The sequence below is a fragment of the Agromyces sp. 3263 genome (assembly GCF_031456545.1).
Classification (GTDB): domain Bacteria; phylum Actinomycetota; class Actinomycetes; order Actinomycetales; family Microbacteriaceae; genus Agromyces.
In genome coordinates, this window is record NZ_JAVDUV010000002.1 from 935,402 (window position 1) to 954,117 (window position 18,716).

Here is an 18,716-nt window from a genome sequence, read left to right on the forward strand (position 1 = left end):
GAGCTGTCGAGGCTCGGCGGGCCTCAGCCGACCGCCTTGCGGACGAGCTGTGTGATCTGCTGCTCCACCGCCGGCGTCCACTTGCGGATCGCGAAGCCGATGGGCCACAGGTCGCCGTCGTCGAGTCGCGCGCGGTCCTCGAAACCGATGGTCGCGTAGCGGGTCTTGAACTTGGCCGCGGCCTGGATGAAGACGACGATCTTGCCCTCGGCGTTGGCGAACCCGGGCATGCCGTAGTAGGTCTTCGGCACGAGGTCGGGCGCGACCTCGGTCACCACCTTGTAGAGGCCCTCGGCGAGCACCTTGTCGTCGGGCTCCATCTCCGCGATCGCATCGCGCACGGCCTTGTCCCCCGCCTCGCGGTTCTTACCGGCCTTCTCCTGCTCGCGCAGCTCCTTGGCGCGCTGCTTGACCGCATCGCGCTCCTCGGCCGTCAGCCCTCCGGACGTGTCGCTCTTGGCCATCGTGGTGTTCCCTTCGCGGATCCTGCTCGTCTGCGACCCGGCATCGGGCCGTCGAGCTCAGGCTAGCGAGCCGCGATCTTCGGGCGCTTCTCCGAAACTGCTCCGATCCGGATGCCGCCGCGTGCACGCCGTGGGTCGCGCCAGGGCTCAGCCGTCGAGCCGAGCGGCGATGCGCTCGAGCTCCGGCAGCAGTTCGACGAACGCCAGCGCGCGGTGGCTCCGCGCGTCCTTCTCCGCGGGCTGCAGTTCGGCGGCGGTGACCTCGAGGCCCTCGGGCTCGAAGATCGGATCGTAGCCGAATCCGTGCGAGCCGCGCGGCTCGTAGGCCAGGCTGCCGCGCCAGGAGCCCTCGGCGACGAACTCGTGCCCGCCGGCCAACACCGAGTCGGGCACGACCAGCGCGATGGTGCAGTGGAACTCGGCGCCGCGGTTCGGTCGGCGCACGTCGGCGAGCTGCCCGAGCAGCAGCTGCACGTTGGCCTCGTCGCCGGCCGCCTCGCCGGCCCAGCGGGCAGAGAAGATGCCAGGGGCGCCGCCGAGCACGTCGACCATGATGCCCGAGTCGTCGGCGAGCGCGATCCGGCCGGTGTGCGCTGCAGCGGTGCGCGCCTTGATGAACGCATTGTCGGCGAAGGTCAGCCCGTCCTCGACAGGTGAGGGCCCGTCGTAGGGCAGTACGACCGCCTGCGGCATCCGCTCGCCGATGATCCGCTGGAACTCGCGGACCTTCTTCGCGTTGTGGGTCGCGAGCACGAACTCGAGGCTCATGCCCCGGCCGCCTCCGCGCCGGCGGCGAGCGCTGCAACCTGCAGCCGCGTGAGCTCCGCCGTGCCCGACAGGGCGAGGTCGAGCAGCGCGTCGAGCTCGCGACGGTCGAACGGCGCGCCCTCGGCGGTGCCCTGCACCTCGACGAAGAGGCCGCGGCCCGTGGCCACGACGTTCATGTCGGTCTCGGCCCGCACGTCCTCGACATAGGCGAGATCGAGCATGGGCGTGCCGTCGATGATGCCGACCGACACGGCCGAGACGGTGTCGATGAGCGGCTTCGCCTTCTGCCCGATGAACTTCTGCGTCCGTGCCCACTCGATGGCGTCGGCGAGCGCGAGGTAGGCGCCGGTGATGGCGGCCGTGCGCGTGCCGCCGTCGGCCTGCAGCACGTCGCAGTCGATCTGGATGGTGTTCTCGCCGAGGCCCTTGGTGTCGACGACGGCACGCAGGCTCCGGCCGATGAGCCGGCTGATCTCGTGGGTGCGCCCGCCGATGCGGCCCTTCACGGACTCACGGTCGTTGCGCGTGTTGGTCGCGCGCGGCAGCATGGCGTACTCGGCGGTGACCCAGCCGCGGCCCTTGCCGTTCATCCAGCGCGGCACGCCGTTCGTGAAGGACGCCGTGCAGAGTACCTTCGTCTCGCCGAACGACACCAGCGCGCTGCCCTCGGCGTGGGCGCTCCAGCCGCGTTCGAAGGTCACCTTCCGCAGCTCGTCGGCGGCACGGCCGTCGGCGCGAACCAGGTTCGCCTGGGGGTCGGATGCCTCGGTCATGCGTTCTCCTGTCGAAGCCATGCGGGGTGGGGAAGGGTGAGCGCGCCGGTCTCGACGAGCTCGACACTCGGGATCTCGGGGGCGATCAGTCGGTGGGCGAGGTCGAGGAACGCGCTCGTGGAGCCGCCCGTCGCCTCGTAGCGGTACGTGGGCGGCAGCGCGGATCGACGCTCCATGCCGTTCGACACGAGCACCCGGTAGACGTCGTTCGCCGTCTCGACGTCGCTCGAGACGAGGGCGACCTGCTCCCCCATCACGTACGAGATGGCGCCCTTCAGGAACGGGTAGTGGGTGCAGCCGAGCACGAGCGTGTCGACGTTCGCGTCGCGGAGGGGTGCGAGGTACTCCTCGGCGACGGCCAGCAGCTCGTCACCGCTCGTCACGCCCGCCTCGACGAACTCGACGAACCTGGGGCAGGCGGCGGAGAACAGCTCGAGGTGCGGGGCCGCGGCGAACGCGTCGTCGTACGCGCGCGACTGCACCGTGCCGACCGTGCCGATCACGCCCACGCGACCGTTGCGGGTGGTGGCCACCGCCCGGCGCACGGCCGGCTGGATCACCTCGACGACCGGAACGTCGTAGCGTTCGCGGGCATCCCGGAGCATGGCCGACGACGCGGTGTTGCAGGCGATCACGAGCATCTTCACGCCCTGCGCCACGAGGTCGTCGAGCACGGCGAGCGCATAGCCGCGCACGTCGGCGATCTTCTTCGGGCCGTACGGCGAGTGCTCGAGGTCGCCGATGTAGAGGATCGACTCGTGCGGCAGCTGGTCCTTCACGGCACGTGCGACCGTGAGACCGCCGACGCCGGAGTCGAAGATCCCGATCGGTGCATCCGTCACGGTCCTCAAGCTTAGGCGAGCGTCGCGGGACACCGACCCGCCCGCGGCCGACCAGTAGGCTGACCGTGTGACCGGGTCAGCTGCGCTCTTCACCGACCGTTACGAGCTCACGATGGTGGATGCCGCACTGCGAGACGGCACGGCGCACCGCGAGAGCCTGTTCGAGGCGTTCGCGCGCCGCCTGCCCGACGGACGCCGCTACGGCGTCGTCGCCGGCACGGGGCGGCTCCTGGAGCTCGTGCAGCGGTTCCGCTTCGAGGACGCCGAGCTCGAGTGGCTGCGGTCGAACGAGGTCGTTCGACCCGAGACGCTCGACTGGCTCGCCGACTACCGCTTCCGTGGCGACATCTGGGGCTATCGCGAGGGCGAGGCGTACTTCCCGGGTTCGCCCCTGCTGACCATCCAGGCGACGTTCGCCGAGGCCGTCATGCTCGAGACCGTGGTGCTGTCGACGCTGAACTACGACTCGTCGGTGGCCAGCGCCGCCGCGCGCATGGTCTCGGTCGCCCTCGGGCGGCCGATCGCCGAGATGGGCTCGCGCCGCACGAGCGAGCTGGCCGCGGTCGCCGCGGCCCGTGCCGCCTACATCGCGGGCTTCGACGCCACCTCCAACCTCGAGGCCGGTCGCACGTGGGGCCTGCCCACGATGGGCACCGCCGCCCACGCGTTCACGCTGCTGCACGACTCGGAGGAGGCGGCGTTCCGCGCACAGGTCGAGGCCTTCGGCCCCGACACGACCCTGCTCGTCGACACGTACGACATCGCGAGGGGCGTCGAGACGGCCGTGCGGGTCGCCGGCACCGGGCTCGGCGCCGTGCGCATCGACTCCGGCGACCTGCCCACGGTGGTCGCGGCCGTCCGCGAGCAGCTCGACTCGCTCGGCGCCGTCGACACGCGCATCACCGTGACGAGCGATCTCGACGAGTTCACGATCGCGGGCCTCTCGGGCGCGCCGGTCGACGCGTACGGCGTCGGCACGGCCGTCGTGACGGGATCGGGATTCCCCGCGGCGGGCATGGTCTACAAGCTCGTCGCCCGTCGTGACGACGCCGGCGAGTGGGTCGCGGTGGCGAAGGCGTCCACGCAGAAGGCGAGCGTCGGCGGCCGCAAGAACGCGGCACGGCGCCTCGACTCCACCCGCACCGCGCGGGAGGAGATCGTCTACGTCGGCGACGGACCCGACGGTGAGGCCGAGTTCGAACCCGGCAGCCAACTGCGACCGCTCATGGTGCACCTCATGCACGACGGCGTCGCCGACCCGGCGTTCCTCGGTGCCGCGGGCACTCGCGCGGCGCGCGAGCACCGGGCCGAGGTCATGCAGGAGCTGCCCATCGAGGCGTTCCGCCTCGGACGCGGCGAACCGGTGATCCCGACGACCTACCGCTGACGGTGGGCACCGCCCTGACGACGCACCGCCGGGAGGATTACGCCGACTTCATCCGCTCGTAGATCTCCTTGCAGGTGGGGCACACCGGGAACTTCTCGGGGTCGCGCCCCGGCGTCCACTTCTTGCCGCACAGCGCCTTGACGGGCTTGCCGGTGATCGCGGACTCGAGGATCTGGTCCTTCTTCACGTAGTGCGAGAACCGCTCGTGGTCGCCCGGCTCGATGGCCTCGTCCTGCAGGAGCTTCTCGAGCTCGCGGTCGAGCACGGAGGTGCCTCCACCGGGGGCGTCGGGGTCGGCGATGCTCGCGCGCGCAGGATCGATCATGTGCTCGATTCTACGCGCGGATGCCACGGTGCCGGCCTTCACACGATCCCGCAGCCGGGTCGTGCGATGCGGCGACGGGCTCAGGCGCGAAGCGCCGCGCCGAGGATCTCGGGGCCGCGCCGGTCGAACACGCGTCCGCCGGCCAGGATGCCGAGCACGAGCATCGCGATGCCGAGCCCGGTGCCCGCGGCGAACGCCGCCGCGTTCCACGTCGAGTCGCCGTCCAGGAAGCCGAGCGTCGCGAAGGCGAGTGCCGGGGCGGCCACGAGCAGTGATCCGAGCATGGTGATCGACTGCACGAGCGCCGTGATCGCGCCGGTCGACTGCGGCTGCTGGAAGGGGCTGTCGCCGGGCTTCACGGCCGGGTAGGGGAAGCGCGCCGACGTGATGGAGCCGACCCCGAGCCCGCCGAGGAGCAGGGCGGTGCTCACGCCGATGACCGACGGCAGCAGCCGCCAGTCGTCGATGACGAACACCGTCACGGAGCTGCCGAGACCGATCACGAGGATGCCGGCGATGAGCACGGGCACCAGGCGGCCTGCGCGATCGGACGCCCCGCGCACCCCCGAGGCGACGTGCAGCCACACCGCCGTGCTGTCGTAGGCGGTGTCGTTGTGCAGCGACCAGCCGAGCAGCAGGCACATGAGCGGCACCGGGATCAGGGCCGTGTAGGCGAGCGGGATGCCGGCGAGACCGAGGGGCACGATGACCAGCAGCGGCACGATCGGGATCATGATGAACGACACCCAGTAGCGGGCGTCGCGGAACCAGTAGGTGATGCTTCGCGCGGCCACCGCACCCGTCGCGGTGTGCGGCATCCGGTCGAACCAGCCGAGCCCGCGGTAGCTCTTCGCCGACGCCTCCCGTCCGGGAGTCACGAGCATGCGCGCCACGACGGCCTGCCAGGCGAGCCAGAGCGCACCGAGCGTGAGCGCGGCCACGAGGAACTTCAGGATGGCGATGCCCCAGTCGCCGGCCGCGGCGTCACCCGGTGCGGCGAAGGCCGCACCGAGCGGCGTCCAGCCGAGCACGCCCGCGAGCGACTCGAGCACGCCGAGGCCGGAGCTGGCCCAGTCGAGCGTCGCGAGCACCACGATGATCGGCGAGATCAGCACGATGAAGAGCACGCCGAGGACGCTGCTGACCTCTCGCGCGCGCCGCGTGGCGAGGAGCACGGAGGCGAGCGAGGTCGAGACGCGGGCGAGCAGCAGGCACGTGGCGAAGGCGAGCGCTGCGGCGAGCAGCGCGAGGATGGTCTCCCCCACTCCACGCGACCAGGTCACGACGGTCCCGGCGAGCACGATCGCGAGCACGAAGGCGGGGATCCCGATCATGGCGGCGATCGCGAGGCCGAACGCCAGGGTGCGGTCGGGCAGGCCGAACAGCGCGAATCGTCGTGGGTCCATGGTGTCGTCGACGCCGAACAGCAGCGGGAGCACCACGAAGCCGATCACCGTCGCCGAGCCCGCGACGATGAACACGTCGCGGATGAGCTCGACGTCACCGACGAAGCGCAGCCCGACGAGCGTCATGAACAGGAGCGCGGCGAGACCCAGTCCGTAGACGAGGCCGAGCACGATCCCCACGACCTGCCAGACGCTCCGCCGGAAGATGTTCCCGAGCAGGCGCAGCTTCAGTCGGAGAAACTGTGCAACCATTCCATGCCTTCCGCTGCCTTGCGTCCGCCGGCGAGCTCGACGAAACGGTCTTCGAGCGTCTCGCCGGCGCGCACCTCGTCGAGCGTTCCGGATGCCAGCACCCGGCCGCCCACGATGATCGCCGCCGAGTCGCAGACGCGCTCGATGAGGTCCATGCCGTGGCTGGAGAGCACCACCGTGCCGCCGCCGCCGACGTACCGCTCGAGGATCTCCGTGAGGTTGGCCGCGGAGACGGGATCGACCGACTCGAAGGGCTCGTCGAGCACGAGCAGGCGCGGAGCGTGGATCATGGCGCAGGCGAGCGCGATCTTCTTCGTCATGCCCGCGGAGTAGTCGGCGACGAGCCGGTCGACGGCGTCCTCGAGGCCGAAGGCGCCGATGAGCTCGGTGCTCCGTTCGCGCACGGTACGACTGTCGAGGCCGCGCAGGACCCCCGAGTAGTAGAGCAGCTGGGCACCGGTGAGGCGGTCGAAGAGCCGCAGCCGGTCGGGCAGCACGCCGGTGGCGCGCTTGGCCGCGCGCTGGTCGGCCCACGCGTCGATGCCGTTGATGCGCACCATGCCGGCGTCGGGTCGGAGCAGCCCGGTGACCATCGAGAGCGTCGTGGTCTTGCCCGCGCCGTTCGGACCGACGATGCCGTAGAACGAGCCGGCTCGCACGTCGAGGGTGATGCCGTCGACGGCGGTGTTGTCGCCGAACTTCTTCACGAGGCCCTCGATCAAGAGCACCGTGGGTGCGTCGGGCGATGGCGCCGGCCGCGCGACGCGGAGCGTGCGCTTCTTGCGGGCGGTGGCCTTGCGCGGCGCCGGGATGACCGCGACCGCCAGGTCGACGGTGGCATCGGATGCCTCGGGCTCGCGGTCGACCGTGGAGACGGGAGCCGCCTCGGCCGCCGGGACCGCGACGGTGACCGCGGACGGCGCCTCCGCGGGGGCCGTCGCCGCCGTCGCATCGTCCACGTCGGAGGCGTCGACGTCGACCTCGACGCCTGCCGCGTCGGAGAGCGCCTCCTCGAGCGTCATGGTGGCCGGCTCGGGGTCGACGGGGTCGCCGGCCGCGACGGCAGGGGCAGCGGATGCCGCGACGGCCGCCTTCGGCGGAGTCGTGGTGGTCTCGGGAGCCGAGTTGTCGGCACGCGACGACGGATCGGCGATCGCGTCGTCGGCGATCGCCGCGGCGGCGACGACCGCAGCGGCCCTGGCGGTGGACGAGCGTTCGGGTCGCTCACGCGTCGTCTCGTCGACCTCCGTCGGGGAGGCCGCGGCATCCGCGATCGCGGGCGCGGCGACGACCGGGACGGTCTCGACGACGGGCGCTGGAGGCGTTGCGGCCGCGCTCTCGACGACGGGCGCCGTGGGCGCGGCCTCGACGGGCGCCTCCGCCTCGGCGGGGGCCGGCTTGCGGCTCGTCCGCTCGGCAGTCGTCGTCTCGGTGGTGAGGGACGCGGCCGTGCGCTGCGCCTGGCGCTTGGAGGTCGCTGCGGAGGCGGCACGGCTGCGCGCGGCCGGGCTGGTCGTGCTCGACGCACGTGCGGCACGGGCCGATCTGGCCGCCTCGCCACGGACCGATGCCGCCTTCGCTGAGGCGGTGCTCGATGCGGCGGTGCGCTTGGACGGCGGGGTCTGCTCGGCATCGACGGCCGGCGCGTCCTCAGGGGGCTTCGGTGCCGCGCTCGTCGAGGCGGTCGACCTCGAGGCGGTGGACCCGCCGGCTGCGGTCTTCGCGGCGGTCGACTTCGCCGTGGTCGACTTCCCCGCGGTCGACTTCGCTGCGGCCGACTTGGCCGCAGTGGTCTTGGCCGCGGTGGTCTTGGCCGCGGACTTCGCCGCCGTCGACGTGGCGGCGGTGGACTTGGCCGCAGTCGAGCGCGTGGAGCGGGGCTTGACCGCCGGCTTCGACGGGCTGTCGGCGTCCGTGTCTGCGGCTGCGGCTGCGGCTGCCGCGGTACCGCGAGTCGCGGAGCGTGCGCTCGTCGTGCTCCGCGACGCCCGCGGCGCAGCCGACGACCCCCGATCGGCAGACACCCCGGTGCCGGTGCCTTCGGGTTGTTCGTCGTTCTGGTCGGAGCGCGAAACGGAAGTCACCACGCAAACCTACCAACCACCGCGCCGCGAACCCAGTCGTGACGTCACCCCCTTGACGCGAAGCGAACCTGTGCATCGCCTGTGCGCCCGATCACGATCCTGCTACGACCATGTCAAGGGGTCGGCACGGCCGCGCCGGAGCCGATATCCTGAGACCCGGCATAACGGCGTGTCCACATTCGAACTTCCGGATGAACGTGGGGGGAACACTCGGCAACGAGCGCCCGTGGCATCCGACCATTGAAGGAGATGCAGTGACCACCCAGATCGTGATTCTCGCGGCCGGCATGGGGAGCCGGCTCGGGCGTTCCCTCCCCAAGCCCCTCACCGAGCTCAGCGACGGCCGCACCATCATGCGGCAGCAGTTCGACAACATCGAGCACGCGTTCGGCGCAGGCGCCGCCGTGACGATCGTCGTCGGCTACAAGCTCGAGCACATCATCGAGGCCTTCCCGCAGGCGTCGTTCGTCTACAACGAGGAGTACGACCAGACGAACACCTCCAAGAGCCTCATGCGCGCCCTCTCCGCCTCGCACGCCGGCGGCGTGCTGTGGATGAACGGCGACGTGGTCTTCGACCCGCGCATCCTCGACCGCGCGCTGCCGTTCATCGCACGCGACCAGTCGTTCGTCACCGTCAACACCGCCAAGGTGTCCGACGAGGAGGTCAAGTACACGACCACCGCCGAGGGCTACATCAAGGAGCTCTCCAAGACGGTGCGCGGCGGCCTCGGCGAGGCGGTCGGCATCAACTACGTGTCGAGCCGCGACAAGGCCGCCCTGCTCGGGCACCTCGCCCGCGTCGGCGACCAGGACTACTTCGAGCGCGGCATCGAGCTCGCGATCGAGCAGAGCGGCATGCTCGTCGAGCCGATGGACATCTCCGACCTCTACGCGGTCGAGATCGACTTCGCCGAAGACCTGGAGCGTGCGAACCACTTCGTGTGATCTGCACCACAGCAGTGAAGAGCGGATGCCAGGCGGCATCCGCTCTTCGCATCTCAGCCGTCGACCGGTGAGACCGACTGGGCCACGCCCGCCTTCGCGAGCCGCGCCGCGATGACCCGGCCGACCCAGGTGAACAGCACCGGGCTCAACACCCACAGCGGCAGCGCGATCGCCCACGCCCACCACGCGTAGTGCTCGGCGCCGAGGCCGATGAACACGGCGATGGCGAGCACCAGTCCGGCGAACGCCGCCGACACGTAGAACATCCACGCGTCCCACCGCCGGTAGCGCGTGATGAGGAACGGCAATTCGATGAGCGCGCCCACGAGCAGGCCGGTGCCGAGGTACCGCCCGATCCACCACGGTGCGAAGGCGGTGCCGACGAGTCCCGCGACGACGCCGGCGAGCACAGCAGTGCCCGGGCGCTTCAGCAGCGCGAGCGCGACGACGCTCGGCAGGAAGTGTACTCCGACCGTCAGTCCGTAGAGCAGCGGGCCGAAGGCCGCGAACGCCGCCGCGAGGTAGCCGGATGCCCCGGCCACGAGGCCTCCGGCCACGCCGATCGCGGCGCAGCTCAAGAGGACGCGGGTACTGGTGCGGCGCACGGCGCTCCTTCCGGACGGGCGCGGCACGCGCCGTCGGCCCGGTTCAAACCTACCGCCGCACGGCATCTACGATGAGAGCGTGATGAGCTACGCCGACACGCATCCGCTGCAGCGGACGCCGATGGCGCGGTACCGGCACTCGCTCTGGCTGCTCACCACGCGAGACCTCAAGGTGCGCTACTCCACGTCGGCCCTCGGCTACGTCTGGTCGGTGCTCGACCCCCTGGTCATGGCCGGCATCTACTGGTTCGTGTTCACCCAGGTGTTCGAGCGACCCGTCGGCACCCAGCCCTACATCGTGTTCCTCCTCTCGGCACTCCTGCCGTGGATGTGGTTCAACGGCGCGGTGTCGGATTCGACGCGCGCGTTCCTGAAGGACGCGAAGCTCGTGCGCTCGACGATGATCCCCCGCACCATCTGGGTGAACCGCATCGTGCTCTCGAAGGGCATCGAGTTCCTGCTCGCGCTTCCGGTACTCGCCCTGTTCGCGATCGTGTTCGGCGCACAGGTGGGCTGGCAGCTCGTGCTGTTCCCCCTCGCGATCCTGCTCCAGGCGATCCTGACGGCGGGCGTGGCGCTCATCGTGGCGCCGCTCGTGGTGTTCTTCCGCGACCTCGAGCGCGCGGTCAAGCTCATCCTGCGCTTCCTCTTCTACGCGTCGCCCATCATCTACGGCGTCACGAACCTCCCGCCCGAGCTGCACGTGTGGGCCGCGTTCAATCCGCTCACGGGCATCTTCGGCCTCTACCGCTCGGGCTTCTTCCCCGACGAGCTCGACTGGTTCAACGTCGCGATCGCCGCGGTCATGTCCATCGCCATCCTCGCCGTCGGGCTCCTCGTCTTCCGGGGCAGCGTGCGCCAGGTGCTGAAGGAGATCTGATGACGGATGCCGCAGCGGCGGCGCTCGCCGCAACGGAGACGCACGCCATCCGCGTGCGCGGCCTCGGGGTCAGGTTCCGTCGCAACCGGCGGGGCCGGCGCAGCTTCAAGGACCTGTTCGCCGGACGCCGCCGGCGCACACGGCCCGGCGAGTTCTGGGCGCTCCGCGACGTGTCGATCGACGTGCGCCCCGGCGAGGCGATCGGCGTGGTCGGCCGCAACGGGCAGGGCAAGTCCACGCTGCTGAAGCTCGTGGCCGGCGTGATGATCGCCGACGAGGGCACTGTCGAGGTGACGGGCGGCGTGGCCCCGCTCATCGAGATCACGGGCGGCTTCGTCGACGACCTCACGGTGCGCGACAACGTCTACCTCACCGCCGGACTGCACGGCATGACGCGCGGGCAGATCGACGCGAAGTTCGACGAGATCATCGAGTTCGCCGACATCGGCGACTTCCTCGACACCCCCTACAAGCACCTGTCGAGCGGCATGAAGGTGCGCATCGCGTTCGCCGTGATCTCGCAGCTCGAGGAGCCGATCCTGCTCGTCGACGAGGTGCTCGCCGTCGGCGACAAGGCCTTCCGCGAGAAGTGCTACCGCCGCATCGAGGAGCTCCTCGACGGCGGTCGCACCCTGTTCTTCGTCTCGCACAACGAGCGCGACCTGCGCCGCTTCTGCACGCGCGGGCTCTACCTCGACAAGGGCGCGCTCGTGCTCGACGCCGGCATCGACGAGGTCCTCGACCGTTACAACGCCGAGCACGGCACCGCCTAGCGACATCCGCTCGCATACCGCATCGGCGAGACGCGCGCGAGCCCTCCCCGTTTCGGGCGACCTCCCCGCCGCCGCATCTAGGATCGGCGTCATGGCCGAACGCGTGCACAGGATCACCTCGTTGGGCGGGGACGCGCCCCGCGAAGGTCAGCCGTCCGACTCGCCGACCACGGGGCCGGGGGCCGGCACGTCCCAGTCCTCGGGCACGGGCGGACCCGGCGGCAGCGCCCCCGACGAGGGGCGTGCCCACGGCATGGAGCGCGGCATCGACACCGTGCTGTCGATCCAGCGACCGGTCGTCGTGGCGCACCTGCGCGGCATCCGCCGACGAGTGCCGAACGCCTCGCCCGAGCAGATGGTGCGCATCCTCGAGCGCCGCTACCTCACCGCCGTGACGACGGGCGGCGCCGCCGTCGGCGCGACGGCCGTCATCCCCGGCATCGGCACCGGCGTGACCCTCGTGCTCTCGGGCGTGGAGACGGCCGGGTTCCTCGAGGCCACCGCGCTGTTCGCCCAGTCGGTCGCCGAGGTGCACGGCATCGCCATCGAGAACCCCGAGCGGGCGCGAGCGTTGGTGATGACGCTGATGCTCGGGCGCGAGGGCGTCGACCTCGTGCGCCAGTTCGCAGGCCAGGCCGCCGGCGGCGGCATCGCCCGCAACGCCTACTGGGGCGAGCTCATCACGAACACCATGCCGAAGGCGGTCATGGGCACCGTCGTGGACCGGCTCCGTCACGTGTTCGTGCGGCAGTTCGCGGTGCGGGGCGGCGCCGGCATCATCGGCAAGGCCATCCCGTTCGGCATCGGCGCGGCCATCGGCGGCACGGGCAACCACATCCTCGGGCGCCGGGTGCTGCAGCAGTCGCGCCTCGCGTTCGGGACCGCGCCGGCGACGCTGCCGCTCGAGCTCGAACCACGGGAGGGCGACGGCATGCTCACGGCGGCGACCTCGCGGCTGACGCGTGCCGGGGCCGGCCTCGGCGGTTTCGCCCTGGAGACGAGTCGCGGCCTCCGTGCTGCGGCATCGCGCGCCGCACGCAGGAGCCGCCGGCGTCCGAAGCCGCCCGAGGTGGAGCGCTAGGCGCCGAGCGACTCGGCCTCGTCCTCGTCGTCCTCCTCGAACTCCTCGACGTCCTCGTCGTCGGCGTGCAGCGCGGCGAACCGCTCCCACTCCTGCATCAGGTGCTCGACGGCGGCGTGGAAGCGCTCCGTGGTGACCCCGGGCGTGGTGTCGCCGAAGTACCGCTGCACCCACACGCCGAGGCGTTCGAGGGCGTCGGCGTCATGGGCGACCTCGTCGACGCGTGCGACCATGGCCGCGGCATCCGACACCTCGAGCCACTCGCAGGCCTGAAGGTATCCGCCGGTGTCGATCTGCGCTTCGGGGTTCGCCGGCCGCGTGATGAGCAGCGGCTTGCCTGCCGCCAGGCGGTCGTAGACCATCGCCGAGATGTCGACGATCGCCACGTCGGCGGCGGCCAGCTGCCAGCCCAGCGACGGCCCGTCGTCGAAGACGTGCTGCGCCGTGGCGTCCGCGGCATTGGCCGCCGCGATCGCCGCGATGATCTCCCGGTTCGCCGCGCCGTAGGCGGGGTCGACGACGCCCGACCTCGGGTGCGGGCGGTAGATCACGCGATGGCGTCCGGTGGCGAGCAGCCCGCGCACCAACCCGACGCCGTGCGAGGCGATCGAGCCGTAGGCGGCGGCGCCGCGGTCGCCCTCCCACGTCGGCGCGTAGAGCACCACCTCGCGGTCGTCGGGCGTGTACGGCAGGGGTGAGCCGTCGAGGTAGTGGTCGGCCTGCGGGCGCCCGATCGGGATGGCCCGCTTGTCGAAGTCGTAGTCCCAGAGCACCTTCTCGAGCCGCGCCCTGGCCGCATCGCCCGCGATGAAGGCGTAGTCGTAGGCCTTGAACTGGTTCGTGGTCATGTACATCTTGTCGGACTCGCCGTGGTTGATGAACACGTGCCACCGTCGCCCGTACCGCATCATCTGGAAGTTCTTGGCGTTCTGGTTCACGTAGAACACCACGTGCAGGTCCTGGTCATGGATCACCTGCTCGAGATCCGCCACGCGGCGCACGTAGGCCACCGGCAGCGGCGACTCCGCGAGCAGTTCCAGCGCCGAGCCGGAGGCGCGGCTGAGGATGAGCACCGGATGCCGCTTCGACAGCTCGAGGAGCGGCTGGTACCACTGCCGGAGCTGGTAGAGGTTCACCCGACCGTCGGCGAAGTAGACGCCGATGCGGAAGCGGTGCGGCTCGAGTGGGGGCTGCTCGGCGAGCTTGGTGACCAGCTCGCGCTGGGCGCGCCGCGACCACATGATGTCCTTGGCCAGCTTGACGGCACGCCGCGTGTCATTCCGCAATCCCACCGTCCAAGGGTAGCGGGCGATGGCTGCGCCTCAGACGATCGGGGGGCGCCCGGCGAGGGTCATCCGCCAGACCGTGCGCCATCGCATCGGACGCCGCTCCCCCGGATGCTCCCGCCAGCCCGCGCGCCAGCCCGCGAACCAGGCCTTCAACGCCGCCGGCTGGCGCGCCCAGCGCAGCACCTGGATCGCCGTCCACGAACCCACGTAGAGCGGCACGAGCACGAGCGGCAGGTTGCGCCGGGCCAGCCATACGCGGTTCCTCGCGTTGAGGCGGTAGTAATAGGCGTGCCGCGCCGGGTCGATGACCGGATGACCCGCCTCGAGGTCGCCCGCATACCAGGCGACGTGGCCGGTGTCCCACACGCGCCACGCCAGCTCGATGCCCTCATGCGCGTAGAAGAACGGGTCGGCCCAGCCGCCCGTCGCGTCGAACACCGCCCGCGGCATCAGCACGGCCCCCTCCCAGCAGGAGAACACCCGGCTCGAGTCCGACGCGTCGCCCTTGCGGATGCGCGGGATCCACCGCCGCGGTGACACGCGACCGGTGGGGTCGACGACGCGGGGCTGGATGAGGCCGAGCTCGGGGCGCAGCGCCAGCATGCGGCATCCGGTGGCCAGGAATCCCGGGTCGGGCAGGAACGCGTCGTCGTCGAGGAAGAACAGCACGTCGCCGTCGACCTCGGGCACGCCGCGGTTGCGCCCGGCGGGGATGCCGAGGTTCTCGGGCAGGTGCAGCGTCTTCACGCCCGCGGGCAGGGCCGGCTGGGCCGTGGCCGGATCCCAGCCGTTGCCGACGCAGACGACGTCGACGACCACGTCGTGCTGGTCGAGGACGCTCCGGATGCCGCGGGCCAGGTCCTCGGGGCGCGTGCCCATGGTGAGCACCACCACGCCGACGCGCGGGCGGGCGGGGTGACGGCGCACGCCGCCCGGATCGCCCTGCGTGTCAGGAACGGACACGGCGCGACGCCATGATCGCCACGAAGTGGCCGACCAGGGAGAGGATCGCAAGCGGCAGCAGCAGGCCGACGACCCACCGGTCGACGACCGGCTGGCCGAGGAACAGGCCGACGAGCGCCGCGCCGAAGGCGATGAGCGTGAGCTCGACCGAGTGGTAGAGCCGGTGGAACGGCAGGAACCGGGCCGCCTTGCGCAGCTTCGCGACCAGGCCGCCGCGCGGTGCCGTCTCGCCGTGCGTGTCGGTGAGCTTCGGCAGGCCGGCGTTCGCCCGCGCGACGTGCACCATGTCGTTCAGCGCCTTGTTGAGCACGATCACGAGTGCGAGGAGGGCGCCGATCGTGGTCCAGAGGAAGTCGGCGGGGAACTCGAGCGGGTAGGCGGCGGCGCGGATGCCGAGCGCGAGCGGGATGAGCGCCTCGGTCGTGTAGTGGCCCACCTTGTCGAGGAAGACCCCGGCGGGCGACGACGTGCGCCGCCAGCGCGCCACCTCGCCGTCGCAGCAGTCGACGAGCATCTGCAGCTGGCCCAGCACGACCGCGAGGAGCGCGCCCCAGATGCCCGGGATCAGCAGCGCGGCTGCCGTCGACCAACCGACGAGGATCATGAGGCCGGTGACGCCGTTCGCCGAGATCGACGTCTTCAGCAGCCACCAGGTGAGGTAGGGCGAGAGGTTGCGGAGGTAGAGCGAGGCCGTCCAGTGCTCGGCGTTGCGGCGGCCGCGCACCTCGGGCGGCTGGGCGACGGCGCGGAGCTCGGCGATGCTCGTGGGCCGGGCGTGAGCCTGGCCGGCGGCTTGTGACATCCGCGTCACCTTCCCGTGTGCTTGGCGATGTTGCTCGTCAACGAGAGGAAGCCGAGCACGAAGCCCACACCCCACGAGACGTGTATGCAGGGCAAGACTACGAGAAAGCGACCCGCCACCGCCGCACCGCGGTGCCGCGCGTACACGAGCGTCGCGGCGACGACGAACAGCAGGTACACGACCGGCACGAGGAATCCGAGCAGCAGCCACGGCGTCGCGCCGACGGCGGCCTGCACGATGCCCGCGATGCCGAGCAGGAGCCCGACGGCCACGCCCACCACCATGACGGGAGGGATGAAGTAGCGGATGCCGTTCGCCGACGGGAACCGGCGTGCGAGCTCACCGCGCCAGAGCCCGGTCGAGAACATCTGCCGGGCGAGCCGCTCGATCGTGGAGCGCGGACGGTAGGTGACGGCGAGCGCCGGCGTGAACCACACCGTGCCGCCCGTCTCGCGGAGGCGGCGGTTGAGCTCCCAGTCCTGCCCGCGCTTGATCGTCTCGTCGAAGAGCCCCACCCGCTCGAGCGAGGTGCGGCGGAAGACGCCGAGGTACACCGTGTCGGCGGGACCCTCGTGGCCGCCGACGTGGAAGGCCGAGCCGCCGAGGCCGACCTTCGTCGTGTAGGCCAGGGCCACCGCCTGCTCGAAGGGGGTCTCGCCCCGGGCGTCCATGATGCCGCCCACGTTGTCGGCGCCGGTGCGCTCGAGCACCTCGACCGCCACGCGGGCGTAGTCGACGGGGAGCATCGAGTGCGAGTCGACGCGCACGACGACGGGGTAGCGCGCCGCGCGGATGCCGATGTTGAGACCGGCCGGCGTCGACCCGACCTCGTTCTCGAGCACGCGCACACGGGCGTCGCGGGCGGCGAGGTCGGCCACCAGTTCACCCGTGCCGTCGATCGAGGGACCGAGCGCGATGAGCACCTCGACGGGGCCGTCGTAGTCCTGGGCGAGGATGGACTCGACCGCGGCGCGCACGTGCGAGGCGTCGTTGAGCACGGGCATGACATACGAGACGCCGACGAGCGACGACGGGGTCGTCGGTTGGGGCAGCTCGGGCATGTTCCTCACTCGCTCGGAAGTCGATCGAGCCTAGCAGCCGGGCCCCGGGAGGCCCGTGCGAGCACACCGGCGGCGGGGCCGGATCGATGTCGATCCGGCCCCGCCGTCGTGGTCGTGCCGAGGCGTCAGCCCTCGAACGTGCCGAGCGTCACGGTGACCGTCTTGGAGTCGCCGTCGCGGGTGAAGGTGACCTGCGCCTTCTCGCCGCCGGGCAGCGCACGCACCTGGGCGGTGAGGTCGGTCTGGTCGGTGATCGGCACGCCGTTGAACTCGGTCACGACGTCGCCCGACTGCAGGCCGGCCTGCTCGGCCGCCCCGCCGGCGCTCACCTCGGAGATGAGGGCGCCGACCGTGTCGCTCGCCTCGTCCGACTCGGCCGAGGTGACCGTCGCGCCGAGGAGGCCGTGCGTGGCCGCCCCGTTGTCGATGATCTCCTTGGCGATGCGCTCGGCCAGGTTCGACGGGACCGCGAAGCCCACGCCGATGTTGCCGGCCTCGCCGCTCGAGCCGCCGGCCGAGAGGATGGCGACGTTGACGCCGATGAGCTCGCCCTCGGAGTTCAGGAGCGCGCCACCGGAGTTGCCGGGGTTGATCGCGGCATCCGTCTGGATGACCGGGAGCGACACCTGGCCCGACGCCTGTGCCTGCGGCGCCTCGGGCTGCGAGCCGTCGGGGTTCGGCAGGTCGAAGAAGAAGTCGAACGGGCTCTGCTCGGAGCCGTCACCGCTGTCGCCCTGGCCGCTGTCGCCCTGGCCGCCGTCGCCCTCGGTCGAGTCGTCGGGCGTCGCCGGCGCGGCCGAGGACGCGACGTCGATCGAGCGGTTCAGCGCGCTCACGATGCCGTTGGTGACGGTGCCCGACAGGCCGAGCGGCGCGCCGATCGCGATGGCGGTGTCGCCGACGTTGAGCTTGTCGGAGTCCGCGAAGTCGAGCGGCGTGAGGCCCGAGGCATCCACCAGCTTGATGACCGCGAGGTCGGAGAGCGGGTCGGTGCCCACGAGCTCGGCGTCGTAGAGGTGACCGTCGTTCGTCTTCACCTGGATGGTCGGGTCGCCGGTCGCACCGTCGAGCGTCACCACGTGGGTGTTGGTGAGCACGTAGCCGTCCTCGGAGAGGATGATGCCCGATCCGGTGCCGCCGGCCTGGCCGCCGGTGACCGAGATGGTCACGACGCTCGGGCTCGCCTTCGCGGCGACCGCGGTGATCTGGTTCACCGAGTCGGTGTCGTTCACGACGATGTTCTGGGCGCTGCCCGCGCTCTCGGATGACGCGGGCGCGTCATTGCCCGCGATGAGCGCGTTGATGCCGGCGCCCGAGGCGCCCCCGATCAGGGCGGCGGCGACGATCGCCGCGGCCACGCCCAGGCCGACCCGGCGCTGCTTCGGCGCGGGCTGGCCGGCGACGGCCGGCTGGCCGGGCGGCGTGCCGTACGGCGGAACGCCGGCCACCGGGGTCGTGGGCTGGGTCTCGCCGGGGCGGGGGCCGCCGAAGGCCGGCGGGACCTGGCCCGAGACGGGCTGCGTCGGCGCGGTCGGCTGCGTGGCGGCGGCCGCCACCGGAGCTGCTACGGCCGCGGGAGCCGCGGCGGGGGCTGCGGCCGGAGCCGGCGCCGCGGCGGCGGGTGCCGCGGCGGGAGCCCGATAGGGCTGCGGGGCCTGGCCGGGCTCGTACACGGTGCCGGTCGCGGCGGGGGCGGCATCGGCGGGCGCCTGCGCGGCGGCTGCGGTCGCGCCCTCGGTGGTCGGAGCCGGAGCGGCCGTGGCGGCGGGCTCGGTGGAGGTCGCGGGGGCGGTCTGGGCCGCCGGGTTCGCGGCGGTCTCGTTGGTGGCCGTCGTCGCCGCGACGTCGCCGTCGCGGGCCTCGCCCGAGGTGCCGTCAGTGATGTCGGTCATGGTGTGCTCCTTCCAAAGCGATGCCAGCATCCCGCTCCAAGCTGTGCACGGCATCGGCGAAGTCTATGAACCGGCTATCCGGTGGCGGTGATTCGTCCGAATGCGAATCGCACCGTCGTGGT

General features: G+C 71.6%; 18 protein-coding genes. 5 read left to right on the forward strand and 13 right to left on the reverse strand.

Going from position 1 to position 18,716, the window contains the following annotated elements; translation table 11 throughout:
• Positions 1-23: 23 nt before the first annotated feature.
• The 4 genes from J2X63_RS17665 to murI form a co-directional block, all read right to left on the reverse strand.
• Positions 24-464 carry a hypothetical protein gene (locus J2X63_RS17665; protein WP_309979656.1) on the reverse strand — a complete coding sequence of 147 codons (441 nt, stop codon included), beginning with the start codon at positions 462-464 and terminating at the stop codon, positions 24-26.
• Between the two features lie 147 nt (positions 465-611).
• On the reverse strand, positions 612-1,232 hold the full coding sequence (gene rdgB / locus J2X63_RS17670) for an RdgB/HAM1 family non-canonical purine NTP pyrophosphatase (protein WP_309979659.1): 621 nt from the start codon (positions 1,230-1,232) through the stop codon (positions 612-614).
• Positions 1,229-2,005 (reverse strand): ribonuclease PH, encoded by a 777-nt coding sequence (gene rph, locus J2X63_RS17675; protein WP_309979661.1) that lies wholly within the window; start codon positions 2,003-2,005, stop codon positions 1,229-1,231. Before rph ends, rdgB begins: the two co-directional genes overlap by 4 nt.
• A complete protein-coding gene (gene murI, locus J2X63_RS17680; protein WP_309979663.1) occupies positions 2,002-2,847 on the reverse strand; it encodes a glutamate racemase in 846 nt (281 codons plus the stop codon). The genes rph and murI overlap by 4 nt, the downstream gene beginning before the upstream one ends.
• Before the next feature lie 67 nt (positions 2,848-2,914).
• On the opposite strand from murI, the gene J2X63_RS17685 reads away from it, so the two are divergent.
• Positions 2,915-4,234, forward strand: a complete 1,320-nt coding sequence (locus tag J2X63_RS17685) for a nicotinate phosphoribosyltransferase (RefSeq protein WP_309979665.1) — start codon at positions 2,915-2,917, stop codon at positions 4,232-4,234.
• Positions 4,235-4,271: 37 nt separating this feature from the next.
• On the opposite strand, the gene J2X63_RS17690 is transcribed toward J2X63_RS17685, so the two are convergent.
• From J2X63_RS17690 to J2X63_RS17700, 3 genes are all read right to left on the reverse strand, one after another.
• Positions 4,272-4,559 (reverse strand): DUF3039 domain-containing protein, encoded by a 288-nt coding sequence (locus J2X63_RS17690; RefSeq protein ID WP_309979667.1) that lies wholly within the window; start codon positions 4,557-4,559, stop codon positions 4,272-4,274.
• Positions 4,560-4,639: 80 nt separating this feature from the next.
• Positions 4,640-6,217 (reverse strand): hypothetical protein, encoded by a 1,578-nt coding sequence (locus J2X63_RS17695; RefSeq protein WP_309979669.1) that lies wholly within the window; start codon positions 6,215-6,217, stop codon positions 4,640-4,642.
• Positions 6,193-8,301: an ABC transporter ATP-binding protein gene (locus J2X63_RS17700; protein WP_309979670.1), complete on the reverse strand. Its 2,109-nt coding sequence runs from the start codon at positions 8,299-8,301 to the stop codon at positions 6,193-6,195. The genes J2X63_RS17695 and J2X63_RS17700 overlap by 25 nt, the downstream gene beginning before the upstream one ends.
• A 254-nt stretch (positions 8,302-8,555) precedes the next feature.
• Between J2X63_RS17700 and J2X63_RS17705 the strand changes: the two genes are divergently transcribed.
• Complete coding sequence (locus J2X63_RS17705; RefSeq protein ID WP_309979672.1) at positions 8,556-9,248, forward strand: phosphocholine cytidylyltransferase family protein; 693 nt, start codon at positions 8,556-8,558, stop codon at positions 9,246-9,248.
• Between the two features lie 53 nt (positions 9,249-9,301).
• Here J2X63_RS17705 and J2X63_RS17710 read toward each other — a convergent pair whose 3' ends face one another.
• Positions 9,302-9,853 (reverse strand): ECF transporter S component, encoded by a 552-nt coding sequence (locus J2X63_RS17710; RefSeq protein ID WP_309979673.1) that lies wholly within the window; start codon positions 9,851-9,853, stop codon positions 9,302-9,304.
• A gap of 82 nt (positions 9,854-9,935) precedes the next feature.
• Between J2X63_RS17710 and J2X63_RS17715 the strand changes: the two genes are divergently transcribed.
• The 3 genes from J2X63_RS17715 (at position 9,936) to J2X63_RS17725 (ending at position 12,587) form a co-directional block, all read left to right on the forward strand.
• Positions 9,936-10,733, forward strand: coding sequence for an ABC transporter permease (locus tag J2X63_RS17715; RefSeq protein ID WP_309979675.1), 798 nt, complete (start codon positions 9,936-9,938; stop codon positions 10,731-10,733).
• The gene (locus tag J2X63_RS17720; RefSeq protein WP_309979677.1) at positions 10,733-11,506 is read left to right on the forward strand and encodes an ABC transporter ATP-binding protein; all 774 of its coding nucleotides are present in this window, start codon (positions 10,733-10,735) and stop codon (positions 11,504-11,506) included. The genes J2X63_RS17715 and J2X63_RS17720 overlap by 1 nt, the downstream gene beginning before the upstream one ends.
• Positions 11,507-11,597: 91 nt before the next feature.
• A complete protein-coding gene (locus J2X63_RS17725) occupies positions 11,598-12,587 on the forward strand; it encodes a hypothetical protein (protein ID WP_309979679.1) in 990 nt (329 codons plus the stop codon).
• Here J2X63_RS17725 and J2X63_RS17730 read toward each other — a convergent pair.
• The 5 genes from J2X63_RS17730 to J2X63_RS17750 form a co-directional block, all read right to left on the reverse strand.
• Complete coding sequence (locus tag J2X63_RS17730) at positions 12,584-13,879, reverse strand: hypothetical protein (protein WP_309979681.1); 1,296 nt, start codon at positions 13,877-13,879, stop codon at positions 12,584-12,586. The genes J2X63_RS17725 and J2X63_RS17730 overlap by 4 nt on opposite strands.
• A gap of 30 nt (positions 13,880-13,909) precedes the next feature.
• Entirely contained in the window at positions 13,910-14,755 is an 846-nt protein-coding gene (locus J2X63_RS17735) for a glycosyltransferase family 2 protein (RefSeq protein ID WP_396133181.1), read from the reverse strand.
• 70 nt (positions 14,756-14,825) lie between these two features.
• Positions 14,826-15,641: a CDP-alcohol phosphatidyltransferase family protein gene (locus tag J2X63_RS17740; protein ID WP_309979686.1), complete on the reverse strand. Its 816-nt coding sequence runs from the start codon at positions 15,639-15,641 to the stop codon at positions 14,826-14,828.
• A gap of 5 nt (positions 15,642-15,646) precedes the next feature.
• Positions 15,647-16,702 carry a glycosyltransferase family 2 protein gene (locus J2X63_RS17745; protein ID WP_309979688.1) on the reverse strand — a complete coding sequence of 352 codons (1,056 nt, stop codon included), beginning with the start codon at positions 16,700-16,702 and terminating at the stop codon, positions 15,647-15,649.
• A 125-nt stretch (positions 16,703-16,827) separates the two neighbouring features.
• Positions 16,828-18,594, reverse strand: a complete 1,767-nt coding sequence (locus tag J2X63_RS17750) for a trypsin-like peptidase domain-containing protein (RefSeq protein WP_309979690.1) — start codon at positions 18,592-18,594, stop codon at positions 16,828-16,830.
• Positions 18,595-18,716: the final 122 nt, after the last annotated feature.